The sequence below is a fragment of the Nocardia sp. NPDC055053 genome (genome assembly GCF_053608285.1).
This window is the reverse complement of record NZ_JBSGVD010000039.1, coordinates 26,799-43,589: the sequence shown is the minus strand read 5'-3', so window position 1 is coordinate 43,589 and position 16,791 is coordinate 26,799. Positions and strand designations below refer to the sequence as shown.

12 protein-coding genes are annotated in these 16,791 nt (G+C 69.0%); 8 read left to right on the top strand and 4 right to left on the bottom strand.

Features of this window, described 5'->3' with window-relative positions:
* Positions 1-62: 62 nt before the first annotated feature.
* Together ACWF82_RS29170 and ilvA are read left to right on the top strand one after the other, a co-directional pair.
* Positions 63-497 (top strand): nitroreductase family deazaflavin-dependent oxidoreductase, encoded by a 435-nt coding sequence (locus ACWF82_RS29170; RefSeq protein ID WP_452506338.1) that lies wholly within the window; start codon positions 63-65, stop codon positions 495-497.
* A 97-nt stretch (positions 498-594) separates the two neighbouring features.
* Complete coding sequence (gene ilvA, locus ACWF82_RS29165) at positions 595-1,947, top strand: threonine ammonia-lyase IlvA (RefSeq protein WP_452506336.1); 1,353 nt, start codon at positions 595-597, stop codon at positions 1,945-1,947.
* A 4-nt stretch (positions 1,948-1,951) separates the two neighbouring features.
* On the opposite strand, the gene ACWF82_RS29160 is transcribed toward ilvA, so the two are convergent.
* Together ACWF82_RS29160 and treZ are read right to left on the bottom strand one after the other, a co-directional pair.
* Positions 1,952-3,202, bottom strand: a complete 1,251-nt coding sequence (locus ACWF82_RS29160) for a serine hydrolase domain-containing protein (RefSeq protein WP_452506334.1) — start codon at positions 3,200-3,202, stop codon at positions 1,952-1,954.
* 76 nt (positions 3,203-3,278) lie between these two features.
* On the bottom strand, positions 3,279-5,030 hold the full coding sequence (treZ, locus tag ACWF82_RS29155) for a malto-oligosyltrehalose trehalohydrolase (RefSeq protein WP_452506332.1): 1,752 nt from the start codon (positions 5,028-5,030) through the stop codon (positions 3,279-3,281).
* A 135-nt stretch (positions 5,031-5,165) separates the two neighbouring features.
* Here treZ and ACWF82_RS29150 point away from each other — a divergent pair, with 135 nt between their 5' ends.
* Positions 5,166-5,384: a hypothetical protein gene (locus ACWF82_RS29150; protein WP_189034826.1), complete on the top strand. Its 219-nt coding sequence runs from the start codon at positions 5,166-5,168 to the stop codon at positions 5,382-5,384.
* Entirely contained in the window at positions 5,381-6,004 is a 624-nt protein-coding gene (locus ACWF82_RS29145) for a hypothetical protein (protein WP_452506330.1), read from the top strand. Before ACWF82_RS29150 ends, ACWF82_RS29145 begins: the two co-directional genes overlap by 4 nt.
* Positions 6,005-6,145: 141 nt before the next feature.
* Here ACWF82_RS29145 and ACWF82_RS29140 read toward each other — a convergent pair whose 3' ends face one another.
* Positions 6,146-8,149, bottom strand: coding sequence for a hypothetical protein (locus ACWF82_RS29140; protein WP_452506329.1), 2,004 nt, complete (start codon positions 8,147-8,149; stop codon positions 6,146-6,148).
* Between the two features lie 70 nt (positions 8,150-8,219).
* Positions 8,220-11,810 carry a DNA polymerase III subunit alpha gene (gene dnaE / locus ACWF82_RS29135; RefSeq protein ID WP_452506360.1) on the bottom strand — a complete coding sequence of 1,197 codons (3,591 nt, stop codon included), beginning with the start codon at positions 11,808-11,810 and terminating at the stop codon, positions 8,220-8,222.
* Positions 11,811-12,124: 314 nt separating this feature from the next.
* On the opposite strand from dnaE, the gene ACWF82_RS29130 reads away from it, so the two are divergent.
* The 4 genes from ACWF82_RS29130 (at position 12,125) to ACWF82_RS29115 (ending at position 16,706) form a co-directional block, all read left to right on the top strand.
* Entirely contained in the window at positions 12,125-13,306 is a 1,182-nt protein-coding gene (locus ACWF82_RS29130; protein ID WP_452506327.1) for a sensor histidine kinase, read from the top strand.
* 206 nt (positions 13,307-13,512) lie between these two features.
* Entirely contained in the window at positions 13,513-14,310 is a 798-nt protein-coding gene (locus tag ACWF82_RS29125) for a LytR/AlgR family response regulator transcription factor (RefSeq protein WP_452506325.1), read from the top strand.
* Positions 14,307-14,672, top strand: a complete 366-nt coding sequence (locus ACWF82_RS29120; protein ID WP_452506323.1) for a hypothetical protein — start codon at positions 14,307-14,309, stop codon at positions 14,670-14,672. The genes ACWF82_RS29125 and ACWF82_RS29120 overlap by 4 nt, the downstream gene beginning before the upstream one ends.
* Before the next feature lie 279 nt (positions 14,673-14,951).
* The gene (locus tag ACWF82_RS29115) at positions 14,952-16,706 is read left to right on the top strand and encodes a sodium/solute symporter (RefSeq protein ID WP_452506321.1); all 1,755 of its coding nucleotides are present in this window, start codon (positions 14,952-14,954) and stop codon (positions 16,704-16,706) included.
* The last annotated feature ends 85 nt before the right edge of the window (positions 16,707-16,791 follow it).

Here is a 16,791-nt window from a genome sequence, read left to right as displayed (position 1 = left end):
ACCGAACTTTCGTGAACAGGCTTGTCGGGAACATCACACGACACGGAATCGTTGTGCAGGTCATGCCACTGACAGGAGAGTACGCACCGAGCACTTCGGACTGGGCCCGGAAGCAGGCCGAGACCTACGAGAACTCCGGCGGAGCCACCGGCACGTCGCTCCAGGGCAAGCCCGTCGTCCTGCTCACCACCAAGGGCGCCAAGACCGGCAAGCTGCGCAAGACGCCGCTGATGCGCGTCGAGCACGACGGTGAGTACGCCGTCGTCGCCTCGCTGGGCGGCGCGCCGAAGCACCCGGTCTGGTACTTCAACATCACGGCCGAACCGCACGTCGAACTGCGTGACGGAACGACCACCAAGGACTACACCGCCCGCGAGGTCTTCGGCGAGGAGAAGGCGCGGTGGTGGGGGCGTGCGGTCGAGGTGTGGCCGGACTACGCCGAGTACCAGAAGAAGACCGATCGCCAGATTCCGGTCTTCGTCCTCACCCCGCGCTAGCGTCCGCGCCCACCGAGCCCGTCACCCGGCGGGTTCGGTGCAGGCCACGGGAGGCGCGCCCTCGGGGCGCCGTTCCCGCCTCGGTACCATTTACCGGGTGTCCCCCATCGCTGACGTTGCCGAAGTGTCCGTAACCCGTCCGCCGCTGACCGCGGACGAGATCGACGCCGCCGCCAAGCGAATTTCCGACATCATCGAGCCGACCCCGCTGCAGTACTCCGCGCGGCTGTCGGCGAGCACCGGTGCGCAGGTGTACCTCAAGCGCGAAGACCTCACCGCGGTGCGCTCGTACAAGCTGCGCGGCGCCTACAACCTGATGGTCCAGCTCACCGCCGCCGAGCGCGCGGCGGGCGTCGTCGCGGCCAGCGCGGGCAACCACGCGCAGGGCGTCGCCTTCGCCTGCCAGGCGATGGGCGTGCGCGGGCGGATCTACGTGCCGACCACCACCCCGAAGCAGAAGCGCGACCGCATCCGCGTACACGGCGGCGAGTTCGTCGAGCTCATCGCCGTCGGCGAGACCTACGACGCGGCCGCCGCGGCCGCCGCCGACGATGTCGCCCGCACCGGCGCGACCATGGTGCCGCCGTTCGACGACCCGCGCACCGCCGCGGGCCAGGGCACCATCGCCGCGGAATTCCTCGAGCAGCTCGGCGCCGCGCCCGACCTGGTCATCGTCCCGGTCGGTGGTGGCGGTTGCCTCGCCGGCATCGGCACCTACCTGCGCGAACGCGCGCCGCAGACCGGCCTGCTCGGTGTCGAGCCAACGGGCGCGGCCTCGATGACCGCGGCCCTGGTGGCGCACGGCCCGGTGACGCTGCCCGAGATCGACCCGTTCGTCGACGGCGCCGCCGTGCGCCGCATCGGCGACCTGCCCTACCAGGCGGTGTCCGCCTTCGGCGGACGCGTGGTCTCGCACGGCTCGCTCCCGCTGCTCAGCACCACCGATTCCCCCACCGGCACAGCGTCTTTCCGGATGATGCACGTCGACGAAGGCGCCATCTGCACCGCGATGCTCGGCCTGTACCAGAACGAGGGCATCATCGCCGAGCCCGCGGGCGCGCTGGCCACGGCGGCGCTCGCCGAGGTCGACATCGAGCCGGGAACCACGGTGGTCGTCCTGGTCTCCGGCGGCAACAACGACGTCTCGCGCTACGGCGAGATCATCGAACGCTCGCTGGTGCACCGGGGACTCAAGCACTACTTCCTCGTCGACTTCCCGCAGGAACCCGGTGCGCTGCGCCGCTTCCTCGACGATGTCCTCGGCCCCGACGACGACATCACCATGTTCGAGTACGTCAAGCGCAACAACCGGGAGACCGGGGCGGCGCTGGTCGGCATCGAACTCGGCGCCACCGATGATCTGGCGTCGCTGCTGCATCGCATCGAGGAGTCCCCGATCCAGGCCGAGCGCCTGGAACCGGGTTCTCCCGCCTATCGCTACCTCACCTGAGCGGTTACGCGGCCGCGCGGTCGATCTTCGGCCCGCGGCTGCGGGTGGCGTTCGCGCCCGCGACGGCCAGTGGCAGCAGCCAGCCGAGGGCCAGCTGGTCATAGGGCAGCAGGGCCTGGTCGAGCCGGTTGTGCACGTAAGCGATCGACAGTCCCGAGCGCGGGTCGACCCAGCCGAAGGAACCGCCGAGCCCGATGTGGCCGAAGCCGTTCCTGGCGCCGGGCATCGGCAGGGAGTGGTAGCCGAGGTGCCACATCATCGGCAGATAGAACAGGGCGTGGTCGAGCTGGTAGGTCTGCACGCGGCGGATCGCCGCGTGCGTGCTCGGCTGCAGGAACGGGCGACCGTCGACGGTGCGGCCGTCGGCCAGCGCCGCGTACATCGTGGCCAGGCCCGCCGCGGTGCAGACGCCGTTGCCGGCGGGCATCTCGGTGTCGAGGATCGTCGGCTCGTCGCCATCGAGAATGCTGTCGAGACCGACGACGAACAGGCACCGCGCGGCGGCACCGAGTGGGCCGGGGACGCGCATGCCGACGCGGTCGAGGAATCCGGCGGCGATCGGGTGGCCGGCCAGTTTCAGGTGCGCCCCGGCCAGTCGCGCGTACTCGGTCGACGAACCAGCGGCCGGACGGCCGAGATGGATGCCGTCGATGCCGAGCGGATCGGTGACCTCGGTGCGGATGAGCTCGCCCATGCCCTGGCCGGTGACTGCCCTGGCCAGGCCGGCGAGCAGCCAGCCGTAGGTCAGCGCGTGGTAGGTCGGGACGCCGAGCAGCCGGTCGGGCGCGGCCAGCGCGAGCCGGTCCTCCATCAGCTCGTGATCGAGGGATTCGGCGGCGGTGGCGGCGACCGCGGGCAGCGAGGACAGCCCGGAACGGTGGGTGAGCACGTCGGCGACGGTGATCGCGCCCTTGCCGTTGGCGGCGAAACGCGGCCAGTATTCGGCGACCGGCGCCTGGTAGTCGATCAGGCCGCGATCGGCGAGCCGGTGGATGACGGTCGCGGTGACGCCCTTGGTCGCGGAGAACACGATGGGCGCGGTGTCGGCCGTCCACGGCCGGTCCCCGGCGCTGCCGGTCCACAGATGTGCCAGTGGTTCCCCGTGCCGATAGATCGCGAGGGCGCCGCCCGCACCACGGCGATGGCCGACCAAGGTGGCGAAGGCGCGCACCAGCGGACCGAATCCGGCCGGGGCGAAACCGCCGACACCGGCCGGAAGGGCAGCACTGTCCTGCCCGTAAGCGTCGTTGCTCATCGTATTACCGTACGGTCGTCAGTTCGCCTGGGCAACGGTCGGACACCGACCGTGCCCTAGCCGTGCCCTGGACGTATCACTCGGTGACCACGGTGCCCGCGCCGTCACCTTCTTCGAGCACGGCGAAACTGTGGCCCGAGATGAGTGTCCCCGCACCGGATTCGGTGGCGGGCGACCACGCGAGCAGCACCCGGCCGTGCACCGGGATCACCGCCTCGTCCTCGGCCAGGTTGCACACCACCGAGATCCGGCCGCGCCGCAGCACGAACCAGCGCCGCGCCTCGTCGTAGTCTGCCCAGACCCGTTCCAGCCAGGGGTCGGTGAACTCCGCCCTGGATCTGCGCAGTGCGAGCAGGGCGCGATAGCAGGCGAGCAGCCGGGCGTGGGGTTCGCGGGCCGGTTCGGTCCAGTCGAGCTTGGATCGGGTGAAAGTGCCCGGGTCCTGCGGGTCGGGCACGTCGTCGGTGGCCCAGCCGTGCTCGGCGAACTCGGCCCTGCGCCCGGTCGCCGTGGCGGCGGCGACGACCGGATCGGTGTGCGAGGTGAAGAACTGGAACGGCGTGCGCGCGCCCCACTCCTCCCCCATGAACAGCATCGGCGTGCTCGCCGAGAGCAACACCAGTGCCGCTTTCACCGCGAGCTGGCCGGGGGTGAGGTAGTCGCCCGGCCGGTCCCCGACGGCCCGGTTGCCGATCTGGTCGTGGGTGCAGGTGTAACCGAGCAGGGCGCTGCCGGGAATCAGGTCGCGGCGCAGTGGCGTGCCGTGGGTGCGGCCACGGAAGCTGGAATACGTCGCGGCGTGGAAGAACCCGTGGGTGAGGGTCTGCGCCAGGCAGGCCAGGGAGCCGAAATCGGCGTAGTAGCCCTGTCGTTCGCCGGAGACGGCGGTGTGGACCGCGTGGTGCAGGTCGTCGTTCCACTGACCTGTCAGGCCGTAGCCGCCCGCCGCGCGGGGCGTGATCAGGCGGGGGTCGTTGAGGTCGCTCTCGGCGATCAGGCTGAGTGGGCGGCCCAGATGTGCTGACAGGGCGGTGGTTTCGACGACCAGCTCCTCGAGCAGATGAGTCGCGGTGTGGTCGACGAGGGCGTGGACGGCGTCGATGCGCAAGGCGTCGATGTGGAAGTCGCGCAGCCAGCGCAGGGCGTTGTCGATGATGTGGCGGCGGACCGCGTCCGAGCCGGGACCATCCAGGTTGACGCTCTGCCCCCAGGTGTTGCGGCCCCCGGTGAGGTAGGGGCCGAAGCGCGGGAGGTAGTTGCCGGAGGGGCCGAGGTGGTTGTAGACCACGTCCAGGCAGACCGCGAGGCCGCGGGCGTGGCAGGCGTCGACGAAGCGTTGCAGGCCGTCGGGTCCGCCGTAGCTCTCCTGCACCGCGTACCAGAGCACGCCGTCGTAGCCCCAGTTGTGGGTGCCGTCGAACGCGTTGACCGGCATCAGCTCTACGGTGGTGACGCCGAGGGCGACGAGGTGGTCGAGCCGGTCGATCGCGGCGTCGAAGGTGCCGTCGGGGGTGAAGGTGCCGATGTGCAGCTCGTAGAACACCGAGCCGGCGAGTTGCCTGCCGGTCCAGCCCTGATCGGTCCAGACGCCGGGATCGAGGTCGTGCACGGCGGAGGGTTCGTGGACGCCGTCGGGCTGACGCGGCGAGCGCGGATCGGGCAGGACCGCCGGATCGTCATCGATGGCGAAGCCGTATCTGGCGCCCTGACCTGCGTCTGCCTTGACCGACCACCAGCCGCCGCCATTGCGGCGCATCGGGTGCGTCACCCCCTCCAGTTGCAGCCGCACCGCCCCCGCCTCCGGCGCCCACACCCGAAACTGCCTCATGGCCCCAGCATCGCACGCGCGCGGTGATCAGGCAGGACGACCATGGCTGCCCGGTCCGGCTCGGCGAATATTCAACGGCTCGATTACTTTGGGGCCGAAGAGTTTCGAGATCCCACTGCCGTCCAGGAAGGCGCGATGACCGACTCCCCCGCCGACGACCTAGGTCGACTGCTGAATTCCCCGCTGCCGCCGAGCTTCGCCGAGCTGACCCCCGAGCAGCTCGCCGACCTGACCGGACTGGTCGAGGCCGGACTGCAGCACCGGATCGACGCGCTCACCGCCGATGCCTTCGGCGCCCTCGACAACCTGCCCGTCTTCCTGCGCGGCGCGGTGCGCAAGGTGGTGGGACTGTGACCGCGTCCGCCGTCGCCATCTCCCGGCTCGCCGCCGCGCTCGACGTCCCCGACGAACGCCTGAGCTTCCTCGCCGATCGCCCCGCCGCCGATATCGACACCTTCCGCAGGCTGGTGACCGGCTATTTCTTCGACGCCACCACCGACGGTCTCGGCAAGATCCTCGCCGCGGTCCGAGTGCTGCCCGCCCCCGTCGCCGCCAAGGTCGCCACCCACAACGACAGCGTGCTGATGACCGCCCACCTGGCCAGCGTGCTCGACATCCCGCGCGCGATCTCGGTGGCGCGACGGCTGCGCCCCGAGTTCCTCGCCAGGGCAGCCGCCTACCTCGATCTGCAGCGGTCGGCGGAATTGATCGCCGGGCTGCCGGTGGACATGTCGCTGGCGGTGAGCCGCGAACTCGCCGCCCGCGAGGACTGGCTCACGCTCGGCTCGATCATCGGGGTCGCCACCGACGAGCAGCTGACGGCCTGCCTCCGCGGTCTGGATGCCGACGCGCTGCTGCACGCCGCGCGGACCGTGGCCGATCCCGCGACGCTGGAGCGTGCGGCGGCGGTGGCGGCCGAACCGCTGGCGACGCGGCTACGGGATATCGCCGCTGTCGCGGTCGACGAGGTCTGATCCGCCCCTCACCGGCGGGCAACGAGTGGCGGCCGTGGCAGGGCGCCCGGCCTCACGTTCTGGCCGGAGGGCGTGGCGAGCAGCCGCACCAGGTCCGGCCTGATCGAGCGACACAGCCGGGCCAACGGAGGCTGACGGATGTCAATCGTGTGCCACCACGCCGACCGGTCCCGCGCCGAAGCACAGTTCGGCGCCGGGGGTGAGCGCGCGCACGCGCAGTGCCGAACCGCCGCCGAGCATGCGGAGATAGACCGGATGCAGTCCGGCCCGCACCTCGGCGACGGTTTCGGCGCCGCCCTCGAACGACACGGCGATCGAGCCGTCCTGATCGGCGAGGTAGTTGAGCTGGGTGGTCCATTCGCGGATCTGCATCGGACCGTCCAGCGGCAGCCGCACCGCCTCTCCCCCGGCCACCCGGTAGCCGCAGCCGGGTTCGGGGGCGGGCACGATGGAGCGATTCCACCAGACCTGGGCGTCGACGAGGTCTCCGTCGTCGGTGAACATCCGCAGGTGCGGCGTCGACCGGGCGAAAGTACCTGGCCCGGCGAGCGAAGCGAAGACTCGGTCAGTCATGTTCTGCGGAAAGGCCAAGGGATTCAGCACATTCCACGGGACCTCTTGCGGCAGCAGCGGTGCGTCCGCGCCCGGTAGCGCGGCGCGGACACCGGTGACGTAGGTGCGGGCGGGACTCGGCTCCCACGATCGGGTGAAAGTGATCGTCGAAAACACACTGCTCGCCACAAAGATCACGGCCACTGTCACGCCCGCGATACGCCGCACCGGAAGTTCCCGCCCCGCGAGCCACGCACTGCTGCGGACATCCCGGTATCCATGAAGGCTGCCGCCGACGCGAAGGTCACCCACACCGCCCATATCGCCGGCGTCGCGCGCGGCAGCGATGCCCGCCTTGCCTAGGTCAGCAGCGGCGATGTGACTTCGGGAAGGCGTCGATGCGGCAAGCGGATCAGACGATGCGGCAGCAGTTCTGGTATCGCGAGGTGCAGAGCGCGGGGCAGTCATGATCAGTGCCACGCCGAGGCAGGCGATGACGGCGAAATCCGCGAAGTAGCGGATGGACTGCAGCAGTAGCGCCGCGGTGCCCGGCCCGTCGCGCAGCACCACCACGGGCGCGACGGTCAGCACCGTGTAGGCGGCCATGCACGCCCAGACCACGCCGACCCGGACGCGCGTGCGGATCGTCCACGCCGCGAACAGGATCAGCACCGTCCAGCACAGGGCGACCGCGATACCCGGCGGGTCCGCCCACGGGGTCGCGGGTTGCCAACGTTCCCAGCGCCACGGTCCGCCGAACAGGGCGGGGACCAAGCCGTCCGAGAGCGCCTGTCGCAGCAGGGCGGTGGGTTGTTCGGGCCGGGATAGTCCGCGTGGCCGCTGGATGACGAGCAGGAAGAACGCCGACCAGGCCAGCAGCACCGCGCCCGCCGCCGTCCACAACGCGGCACCGCGCCGGGCGGCCGCGCGCACCGAGTTCCCCGACACGTACGCCAGCAGCGCCACCACCACGAAGGCGACCGGCAGCACGACGACGGCCTTCTCGAAGCACAGCAGCGCCACCGCGAACACCGCCGCGCCCGAGACCGCGTAGCGCCTGCGCCCGGTCCGCACGAGCAGCACCGCGTCCGCGCTCACCCAGGCGAGCGCGATCTGTAACGGCAGCGCGTTCACCGCCGCCGACCACCAGGCGAACGCGGGCACCGTCAACGGCACGAACAGGTAGAAGATCAGCGGCACCAGCATCCGCGCGCCGGTCCCGAGCAGCACCACGACCAGCCGCAGCACCGCCAGCGAGGCCAGCAATTGCAACGCGACCAGCACGCCGGCCGCCGCACCCCATTGCAGCGGCGCCACCGCGGTCACCACCCAGGTCAGCACGAACGCCAGCGGCATCACATGCCCGTCGTGGCTGGTGAACAGCAGCTCGGCCGACCACAGCGGATGCCTGCCCACCTCGCCGATCAGGATGAAATCGTCCCAGTAGAAGAACCCCGACGCGGCGACCCAGCTACGCAGCACCAGCTGGAGCGCGATCAATCCGACCGCGACGAGCAGCCCGGCGCGCGGTAGCACGCGCGGCCGCGACGGCATCGCGGGCCGCGGTGAGTCGAGTCGAGTCGCTGTCGTCACATCTCTCGACGCTAGCCCGTCGTCGGCGGTGTTTCGATCAGCACCCGCCGGGGCAAGCCATGATCGGCTGTCAGCCCAGGCAGCCGGGACCGAGCAGTGCCTTCAGGTCACCCATCAACGCCGAGGACGGGGAGACCCGCCAGCTGTCGTCGAGCTTCAGCAGGGTCGTCTTCTCACGGGCGCCGACGTGACGGACGTGCACATCCGAGGTACCGGGGTGGCGCGACAGGACCTTCTTGAGTTCACCGATCTTGTCGGGCGTGCACATGCGCGTCGTCATCACGACCGCTACCGGCTTGGCCACGCCGATGGCCGAAAGATCAGGCACGACAAGGTCGTTGGCGATCAGCGAGATCCGGTCGTCACGGACGGAGACACGGGCCTTGACCAGCACCACCGCGTCCTCGACCACATCCATGCCGTACACCGAGTACGACTGCGGGAAGAACAGCACCTCCACACCACCGGTGAGGTCCTCGAGCTGCGCCGATGCCCAGGCCAGGCCGTTCTTGTTGATGCGCCGGTTCACCGAGGCGAGGATGCCGCCGATGGTGACCTGCGCGCCGTCCTTGACGTCGCCTTCCAGGATCGCCGGGATGGGGGTGTCGACCTGGGCGGCCAGCACGTGCTCGACGCCGTTGAGCGGATGCCCGGACACGTACAGGCCCAGCATCTCCCGCTCCAGCGCGAGCTTGTGCTTGGTCTCCCATTCGTCCTCGGGGACCTTCACGTTGAACACCGAGGCCACCGAGTCGTCGCCGTCGTCCAAGCCGCCGAACAGGTCGAACTGGCCGATCGCCTCGGCTTTCTTCGTCGACATCACCGCGTCGATCGCATCGGAATGGATCAGCAGCAGACCCTTGCGCGGGTGCCCGAGGGAGTCGAAACCGCCTGCCTTGATGAGCGATTCGGTAACTTTCTTGGAGCAGGCGATCGCGTCGATCTTGTTCAGGTAGTCGGAGAAGTCGGTGAACTTCGACTTCTCCTTGCGGGCGGCGATGATCGAGGACACCACGTTGGCGCCGACATTGCGTACCGCGCCGAGACCGAAGCGGATGTCCTTGCCGACCGAGGCGAAGTTCTGTTCGGACTCGTTGACATCCGGCGGCAGCACCGTGATGCCCATCTTGCGGCAGTCCGACAGGTAGATGGCGGCCTTGTCCTTGTCGTCACCGACGGAGGTGAGCAGACCGGCCATGTACTCGGCGGGATAGTTCGCCTTCAGATACGCGGTCCAGAAGGAGACGAGGCCGTAGCCGGCGGCGTGCGACTTGTTGAACGCGTAACCGGCGAACGGGAGGATGGTGTCCCACAGCGCCTTGATCGCGGGTTCGGAGAAGTCGTTGCCGAGCATGCCCTCGCGGAAGCCCGCGTAGGCCTCCTCCAGCACCGAGAGCTTCTTCTTACCCATGGCGCGGCGCAGGATATCGGCCTGGCCGAGGGAGTACCCGGCGACCTTCTGCGCGATCTGCATGATCTGTTCCTGATAGACGATCAGGCCGAAGGTGTCGGCGAGGATCTCTTTCAGCGGCTCTTCGAGCTCGGGGTGGATCGGTTTGACTTCTTGCCGGTTGTTCTTGCGGTCGGCGTAGTCGTTGTGGGCGTTCATGCCCATCGGGCCGGGGCGATACAGCGCCAGCACGGCCACGATGTCCTCGAAGCCGGTGGGCTGCATGCGGCGCAGCAGATCGCGCATGGCACTGCCGTCGAGCTGGAACACGCCGAGGGTGTCGCCGCGGGCGAGCAGTTCGTAGGTGGCCGGGTCGTTGAGCGGCAGGTGATCCATGTCGAGATCGATGCCGCGGTTGGCCTTGATGTTCTCCAGGGCATCACCGATGACGGTGAGGTTGCGCAAACCCAGGAAGTCCATCTTCAACAGGCCGATAGCCTCACACGACGGATAATCCCAACCGGTGATGATCGCGCCATCCTGCGCACGCTTCCACACCGGGATCGCATCAGTCAGCGGCTCCGAGGACATGATCACCGCGCAAGCGTGCACGCCCGCATTACGGATCAGGCCCTCCAGGCCGCGAGCGGTCTCATAGATCTTGGCGACATCGGGATTGGAGCCGATCAGCTCACGCACCTCAGCGGCTTCCTTATACCGCTCATGCTCCGGGTCGGTGATACCCGAAACCGAAATGTCCTTGGCCATGATCGGCGGCGGCAACGCCTTGGTGATCTGATCGGCGATAGCGAAACCGGGCTGGCCGAACAACACTCGCGCCGAATCCTTGATCGCGGCCTTGGTCTTGATGGTGCCGAACGTGATCACCTGCGCGACACGGTCGCTGCCCCACTTGTCGGTGGCATAGCGGACCATCTCACCACGGCGGCGATCATCGAAGTCGATATCGATATCAGGCATCGACACACGCTCGGGATTGAGGAACCGCTCGAAGAGCAGACCGTGCGGGATCGGGTCGATATTGGTGATACCCATCGCATACGCCACCAGCGAACCCGCCGCCGAACCACGACCGGGCCCGACCCGGATACCGACATCGAGTGCATGACGGATCAGGTCACCGACGACCAGGAAGTAGGCGGGGAAACCCATCTCGCAGATCACGCCGAGCTCGTAGTCGGCACGCGCCAGGTAGTCCTGCGGCGGGCCGTCGGGGAAACGCCGATCCAGACCGTCGAGGACTTCCTTACGCAGCCAGGTGGCCTGCGTGTGCCCCTCGGGCACCGGGAAAATCGGCATCCGGTCACGGTGGGCCCACACATCGTCGTAGGACTGCACCCGCTCACCGATGAGCTCGGTGTTGTCACACGCGCCGGGAACCTCCGCATCCCAGATCGCGCGCATCTCCGCGGCCGACTTCAGGTAGTAGCCGTCACCGTCGAACTTGAAACGCGTCGGATCCGACAACGTCTTACCGGTCTGAATACACAGCAGCGCTTCATGATTGGTCGACTGATCCTTGGTGACGTAATGACAGTCGTTGGTCGCGATCGGCGGGATCTCGAGCTGGCGGCTGACATTGATCAACCCCTCACGGACCCGGCGCTCGATCGACAGACCGTGGTCCATCACCTCGAGAAAGAAATTCTCCTTACCGAAAATCTCCTGCCACTTCGCGGCGGCCTCGAGCGCCTCACGTTCATGACCCAGACGCAGCCGGGTCTGCACCTCACCCGACGGGCAGCCCGTCGTGGCGATGATGCCCTCCGCGTGCTGGGCGATGATCTCCTCGTCCATCCGCGCCCACTTGCCCAGCTGACCCTCGATCGAAGCCAGACTCGACAACTTGAACAAGTTACGCAGACCCGTCGCGTTCTCCGCGACCATCGTCATATGGGTATAGGCACCCGAACCCGAGACATCGTCACTCTTCTGCCCCGGATCACCCCACTGCACCCGCTTGGTGTTGAAACGCGATTCGGGAGCGATATAGGCCTCGATACCGATGATCGGCTTGATACCCGCCTTCTTGGCGGAGTTGTAGAACTCCGAGGCGCCGTACATGTTGCCGTGGTCGGTCATACCCACGGCGGTCATACCCAACCGCTCCGCCTCCGCGAACAACGGCGAAATCTTCGCCGCACCATCGAGCATCGAGTACTCGGTGTGGTTGTGCAGGTGAACGAACGATCCGGACGAGGCCAAGACGGTCCTTCCTCCCAGGGTGTCGACGGGGGTTGGCTTAGGCATTCTAGGCACGTGGGTCCGACAACTTTTCCCGTGCCACACGGGCACCCCACCCCCGCCTCGGCCCGGTCCGGCGTGTCGTGGCGAAGGTCACCGGCGAGTCCTGGGCAACGTCTGTTTTCCGCTAGTTCTCGACGTTGTTCCCGGCGCGGGCCGCCTGTCGGTGATCACCGGCGCACCGCGTCGGCTTGCGGCGATAATCGGCGGATGTCCGCACCGGGTGGCGAGGGGTTTCCCGCCGAGTGGATGCTTGGTCGTGCCCAGCGGCCGCGCGGACACAGTGGCCGGTTGGTGACGCGGGCAGACGGGAGCGCACGGTGACAACCACGGCGGTGGTGCTGGCGTGTGTGGTGATCGTGCTGATCACCGCGTGGCTGGTATGGCGGCGAACCCAGCGGGTGGTGACCACGCCTGCGCAGCGGGCGGTTCATCAGGCATTGCATACCGCGTCGCTGGCCGCGGTGCCGTTGCGGCGGGGGTTGACGGCGGAGGCGGCGCGGGAGGCTGCGCCGCATCTGCGGGCGCTGGCCGGGGCCGAGGCGCTGGGGGTGGTGGATGCGGAAGCGACGCTCTTGGCGTGGGATGGGCCGCATACCGGGATGGTCGACGCGTTCGCCGAGGCGGCGCGGCGGGCGATCGCCGACGAGCGGGCAGTGCTGGTCAGTGGGGACGAGCATTCGCTCATCGCGCAGCCGCTGCTGATCGATGCGGGGGCGGCGGTGGGGGCGCTCGGGATGGTGACCACCGGGAAGCCGGGGCCCGGGATGCTCGGGGCTGCGGGTGAGGTCGCCCGGTATGCGTGCGGGCAGCTGGAGCTGGCCGAGCTGGACGCCTCGAGAGCCCGGGTCGACCGGGCCGAACTGCGGGCGCTGCGGGCGCAGATCAGCCCGCATTTCATCTACAACGCGCTCAACACGATCGCCTCGTTCGTCCGCACCGACCCCGACCGGGCCCGCGAACTCATCCTCGAATTCGCCGACTTCACCCGCTATTCCTTCCGCGCCGCGGGCGAATTCACCGTCCTCGCCGACGAACTGCGCAATATCGAGCGCTACCTCGCCCTGGAACAGGCCCGCTTCGGCGACGCACTCGACGTGCGGTTGCAGATCGCGCCGGAGGTACTCGGTGTCGTGCTGCCGTTTCTGGCCCTGCAACCACTCGTCGAGAACGCGGTCCGGCACGGCCTCGGCGGCGGCGCCCGCGGCGGGCAGCTGAGCATCGTCGCCAGCGACGAGGGCACCGACTGCCTGATCAGCGTCGAGGACGACGGCATCGGCATGGACCCCGAACTCCTGCGCTCGGGCGCCCTCGACGCCGTCGACACCGACACCGGCCCCGCCCGCACCGGCGAAGCCGCCCACGTCGGCCTCGCCAACGTCGACGACCGCCTCCGCGCCGCCTTCGGCAACGACTACGGCCTGGTCGTCGACACCGCCCCCGGCGCGGGCACGAAAGTCAGCATGCGTGTCCCGAAATTCCGCGCCGGCATCCGCGCCTGACGCCAGTTCGTCGTCGGCGCTCCACCGGTCTCACCGCACGACCGGCCGCAGAAACGGTTCCACTACGACGCACGCAGTGCCGCGAACGGTAGGTCCGCTGTGGTTCTGGGCTGGATGGTGATCACAGGTGTCGCCCCTCCTCGACGCGTGAACAGGGGAGGATACCGTTCTCGGTGATCTAGGGCGGCGGTTACCATGGACGGGCTGTGACCTGGAACACCGATGAAACCCTGACCGCTCTGCGGGTGCTCGCCGTCGATGACGAGAAGCCGGCGCTCGATGAGCTGGTGTATCTGCTGAGTACCCAGAGCGGGGTCGGGGAGATTCATCGGGCGGGTGAGTCGACGAGTGCGTTGCGGTTGTTGCGGGCGCATCCGATCGATGCGGTGTTTCTCGATATCGATATGCCGGGGCTCACGGGGATGGAGCTGGCGGGGATTCTGTCGGAGTTCGCGGAGCCGCCCGCGGTGGTGTTCGTGACGGCGCATGACGATCATGCGGTGGCGGCGTTCGATCTGGGGGCGGTGGATTATCTGCTGAAGCCGTTGCGGGGGGCGCGGCTGGCCGAGGCGGTGCGGCGGATCGTTGCCGCCAGGGTGTCGGTGCAGGCCGCGACACCGCCGAAGCCCGCGCATCCGAGCGAGGTGATTCCGGTGGAGCTCGGCGGGGTGACCACTTTGGTGAACCGGGCCGATGTCGCCTGGGTCGAAGCCGACGGTGACTACGCACGGCTGCACACCGGCACCGGCTCGCATCTGGTGCGGATCCCGCTCTCGGCGCTCGAATCACGGTGGGAGGACGCCGGATTCCTGCGCGTGCACCGGTCGTACCTGGTGGCGTTGCGGCTGGTCACCGGGTTGCGCACTGCGGGTAGCGGCACGGTGGTGTGCCTGCGTGCCGAGGGCGCGGCCGGTGCTGTGGAACTGCCGGTGAGCCGGCGTCAGGTCCGCGAACTCAAGCAGCGGCTGGTGCACGGTCCGCGACAGAACTGGTCGCAGCGGTGACCGGCCCGCAGCGGCCTGCACGGGAACGGGTGGTGCTGGCGCAGCGGCGCGGGGCCCGGCAGGTGCGCACCCGCACCGAGGTGGTCGAGCAGACCGATCTCGGCGCCGCGCTCATCGGCGGGCTGATCCGCGCGCAGCTGGGTTTGGCACTGCGCCTCGGCCTGGTCGTTGTCGCCGGTTTCGGTGCGCTGCCGGTGCTGTTCGGCATCGATGCGATCGCCGAGTCGACGATGGCAGGCATCCGCCTGCCGTGGCTGATCCTCGGCGTCCTCGCGTTCCCCGCGCTGTACGCGGTGGGGCGCCTGTACGTGCGCTTGGCGCAGCGCAACGAAGACGACTTCCTGGAACTGGCCGGCGACTGACATGGCCGCCCCTGCGCATCGGCGCGTGCTGTCCGCTGCCCTGTCGGCCGTGTCGCACCCAGCGACGCGCGGTCCCGCACGCTCGAATGCACCTGGCGTGCCTCGGCTGATCGGCCGATCGAACAGACCGGCGGCGACCATCCGCACGAGATCGACGGCGAAGAAGCCGATAGCCGCCCTCGGCGACAACTGTTCGATGGCGAACCCCGCACCGGCCACCATGCTTCCGAGCTCTGCCCGCGCGACCAGCTCGGCGACCACATCCCAGGTATGGGCCCGATGAGTTCCGGCAGCCCCGCGCTGACGGTGACCGCGCTGCTGCTGGCGGCACTGGCCACCATCGGGATCGGGTTCTATGGAGTCCGATTGTCGCGCACGACTTCCGACTTCCTGGTCGCCTCACGGACAGTGGGCTCGCGGTGGAATGCGGCGGCGATCTCCGGAGAATATCTTTCCGCTGCGTCGTTTCTCGGTGTAGCGGGACTCATCGCCAAATATGGCGCCGACGCGCTGTGGTATCCGGTGGGCTTCACCGCCGGGTATCTGGGACTGCTGATGTTCGTCGCCGCGCCGCTACGCCGATCGGGCGCCTACACCGTTCCCGATTTCGCGGAGTTCCGCCTCGGCTCGATCCGATTGCGGCGCATGGCCGCCGGACTCGTGGTGCTGGTGTGCGCGGTGTATCTGATCCCGCAGTTCCAGGGCGCCGGGCTGACGCTGCACATCCTGCTCGGGGCGCCGCACTGGGTGGGGGCCGTCGCGGTCGGGTCGATCGTGCTGGCGAATGTGATCGGCGGCGGCATGCGGTCGGTGACATTGGTGCAGGCGTTCCAGTACTGGCTCAAACTGACCGCGGTGGCGGTGCCCGCGCTGGTACTCGGCCTGCATTTCCTCGCCGACGAACGGCCGGTCGGTACCCCGGCGCCGCCGCTGGTCGACCAGCGCACCACGGTCGACATCTCCACCGATGTGGTGGTGCACCTGGATGTTTCGCAGCAGGTGACCGTCACCGGCACCCTCGACGGGCGCACCGAGGACGGACCGGTCCTGCTCACTCCCGGAAACCACACCCTGGCGACAGGCACCGAACTGATCCTCGAACCGGGGTCGGCGGTCCCGGTGGTCGCCGGCGCGCCTGCCGACGGTGCGAGCTGGGTCGCCGCGGGTGGCGGGTTCGGTGGCGAACATCCGCAGTACCAGGTGTTCTCGCTGATCGTGGCGACCTTCCTCGGCACCATGGGTCTGCCGCATGTGCTGGTCCGCTTCTACACCAACCGGGACGGTCCGTCGGCCCGCCGGACCGCGCTGACCGTGATCGGGCTGGTCGGCCTGTTCTATCTGTTCCCGATCCTGCTCGGCGTCTTCGCCCGCCTGTACGTGCCGCAATTGCTGATCACCGGCGCGTCCGACGCCGCGGTGGTCCTACTGCCGGGGGCGGTGCTCGGTGGACTCGGCGGGCAGCTGCTCGCCGCCCTTGCCGCCGCTGGTGCGATCGCGGCGTTCCTGTCCACCTCCTCGGGCCTGCTGGTCAGCCTCGCCGGCGTGCTCAGCACCGACGTGCTGCGCGGCCGGATCCGGGACTTCCGCGCCGCCGCTCTCGTCGCCGGGCTCGTCCCGCTGACACTGGCGCTGACCGTCGCCTCCCTCGACCTGTCCCGCACGGTCGCGCTCGCGTTCTCGGTGGCCGCGTCGACCCTGTGCCCACTGCTGGTGCTCGGCATCTGGTGGCGCGGGCTGACCGCGGCGGGCGCGGCGAGCGGGCTGCTCACCGGCGGGATCACCGCGGGCGGCGCGACCGTGCTCGCGGTGCTGGGCGGGGTCTCCCCCGAGCTGGCCGGCGGTTGGGCGTCGGCGATCGTCGACTATCCGGGCGCGGTCAGCGTGCCGCTGGCGTTCGCGGTGACGATCCTGGTCAGCCTGCTCACGAAGGGCCAGGACACACGGGCGATCGCGGGGATCTTCCTGCGCATGCACGCGCCGGAACGACTCGGCATGAGCGCCGACCGCGACCCGGAAACCGCCGCCAACCGGTGATCTTGCGCTGACCGTTCGTCGCGCGAGAGCGACCGTTCACCGCACGGGCGACCACCTTCACCGAGTGACCCACGCCACACCATCC

Bases quoted from the DNA above. Each gene is read 5' to 3' on its own strand.
- ACWF82_RS29115 (WP_452506321.1), top strand. From the start codon at position 14,952: ATGAGTTCCGGCAGCCCCGCGCTGACGGTGACCGCGCTGCTGCTGGCG.
- ACWF82_RS29160 (WP_452506334.1), bottom strand. From the start codon at position 3,202: ATGAGCAACGACGCTTACGGGCAGGACAGTGCTGCCCTTCCGGCCGGT.
- treZ (WP_452506332.1), bottom strand. From the start codon at position 5,030: ATGAGGCAGTTTCGGGTGTGGGCGCCGGAGGCGGGGGCGGTGCGGCTG.
- dnaE (WP_452506360.1), bottom strand. From the start codon at position 11,810: ATGCCTAAGCCAACCCCCGTCGACACCCTGGGAGGAAGGACCGTCTTG.
- ACWF82_RS29150 (WP_189034826.1), top strand. From the start codon at position 5,166: ATGACCGACTCCCCCGCCGACGACCTAGGTCGACTGCTGAATTCCCCG.
- ACWF82_RS29170 (WP_452506338.1), top strand. From the start codon at position 63: ATGCCACTGACAGGAGAGTACGCACCGAGCACTTCGGACTGGGCCCGG.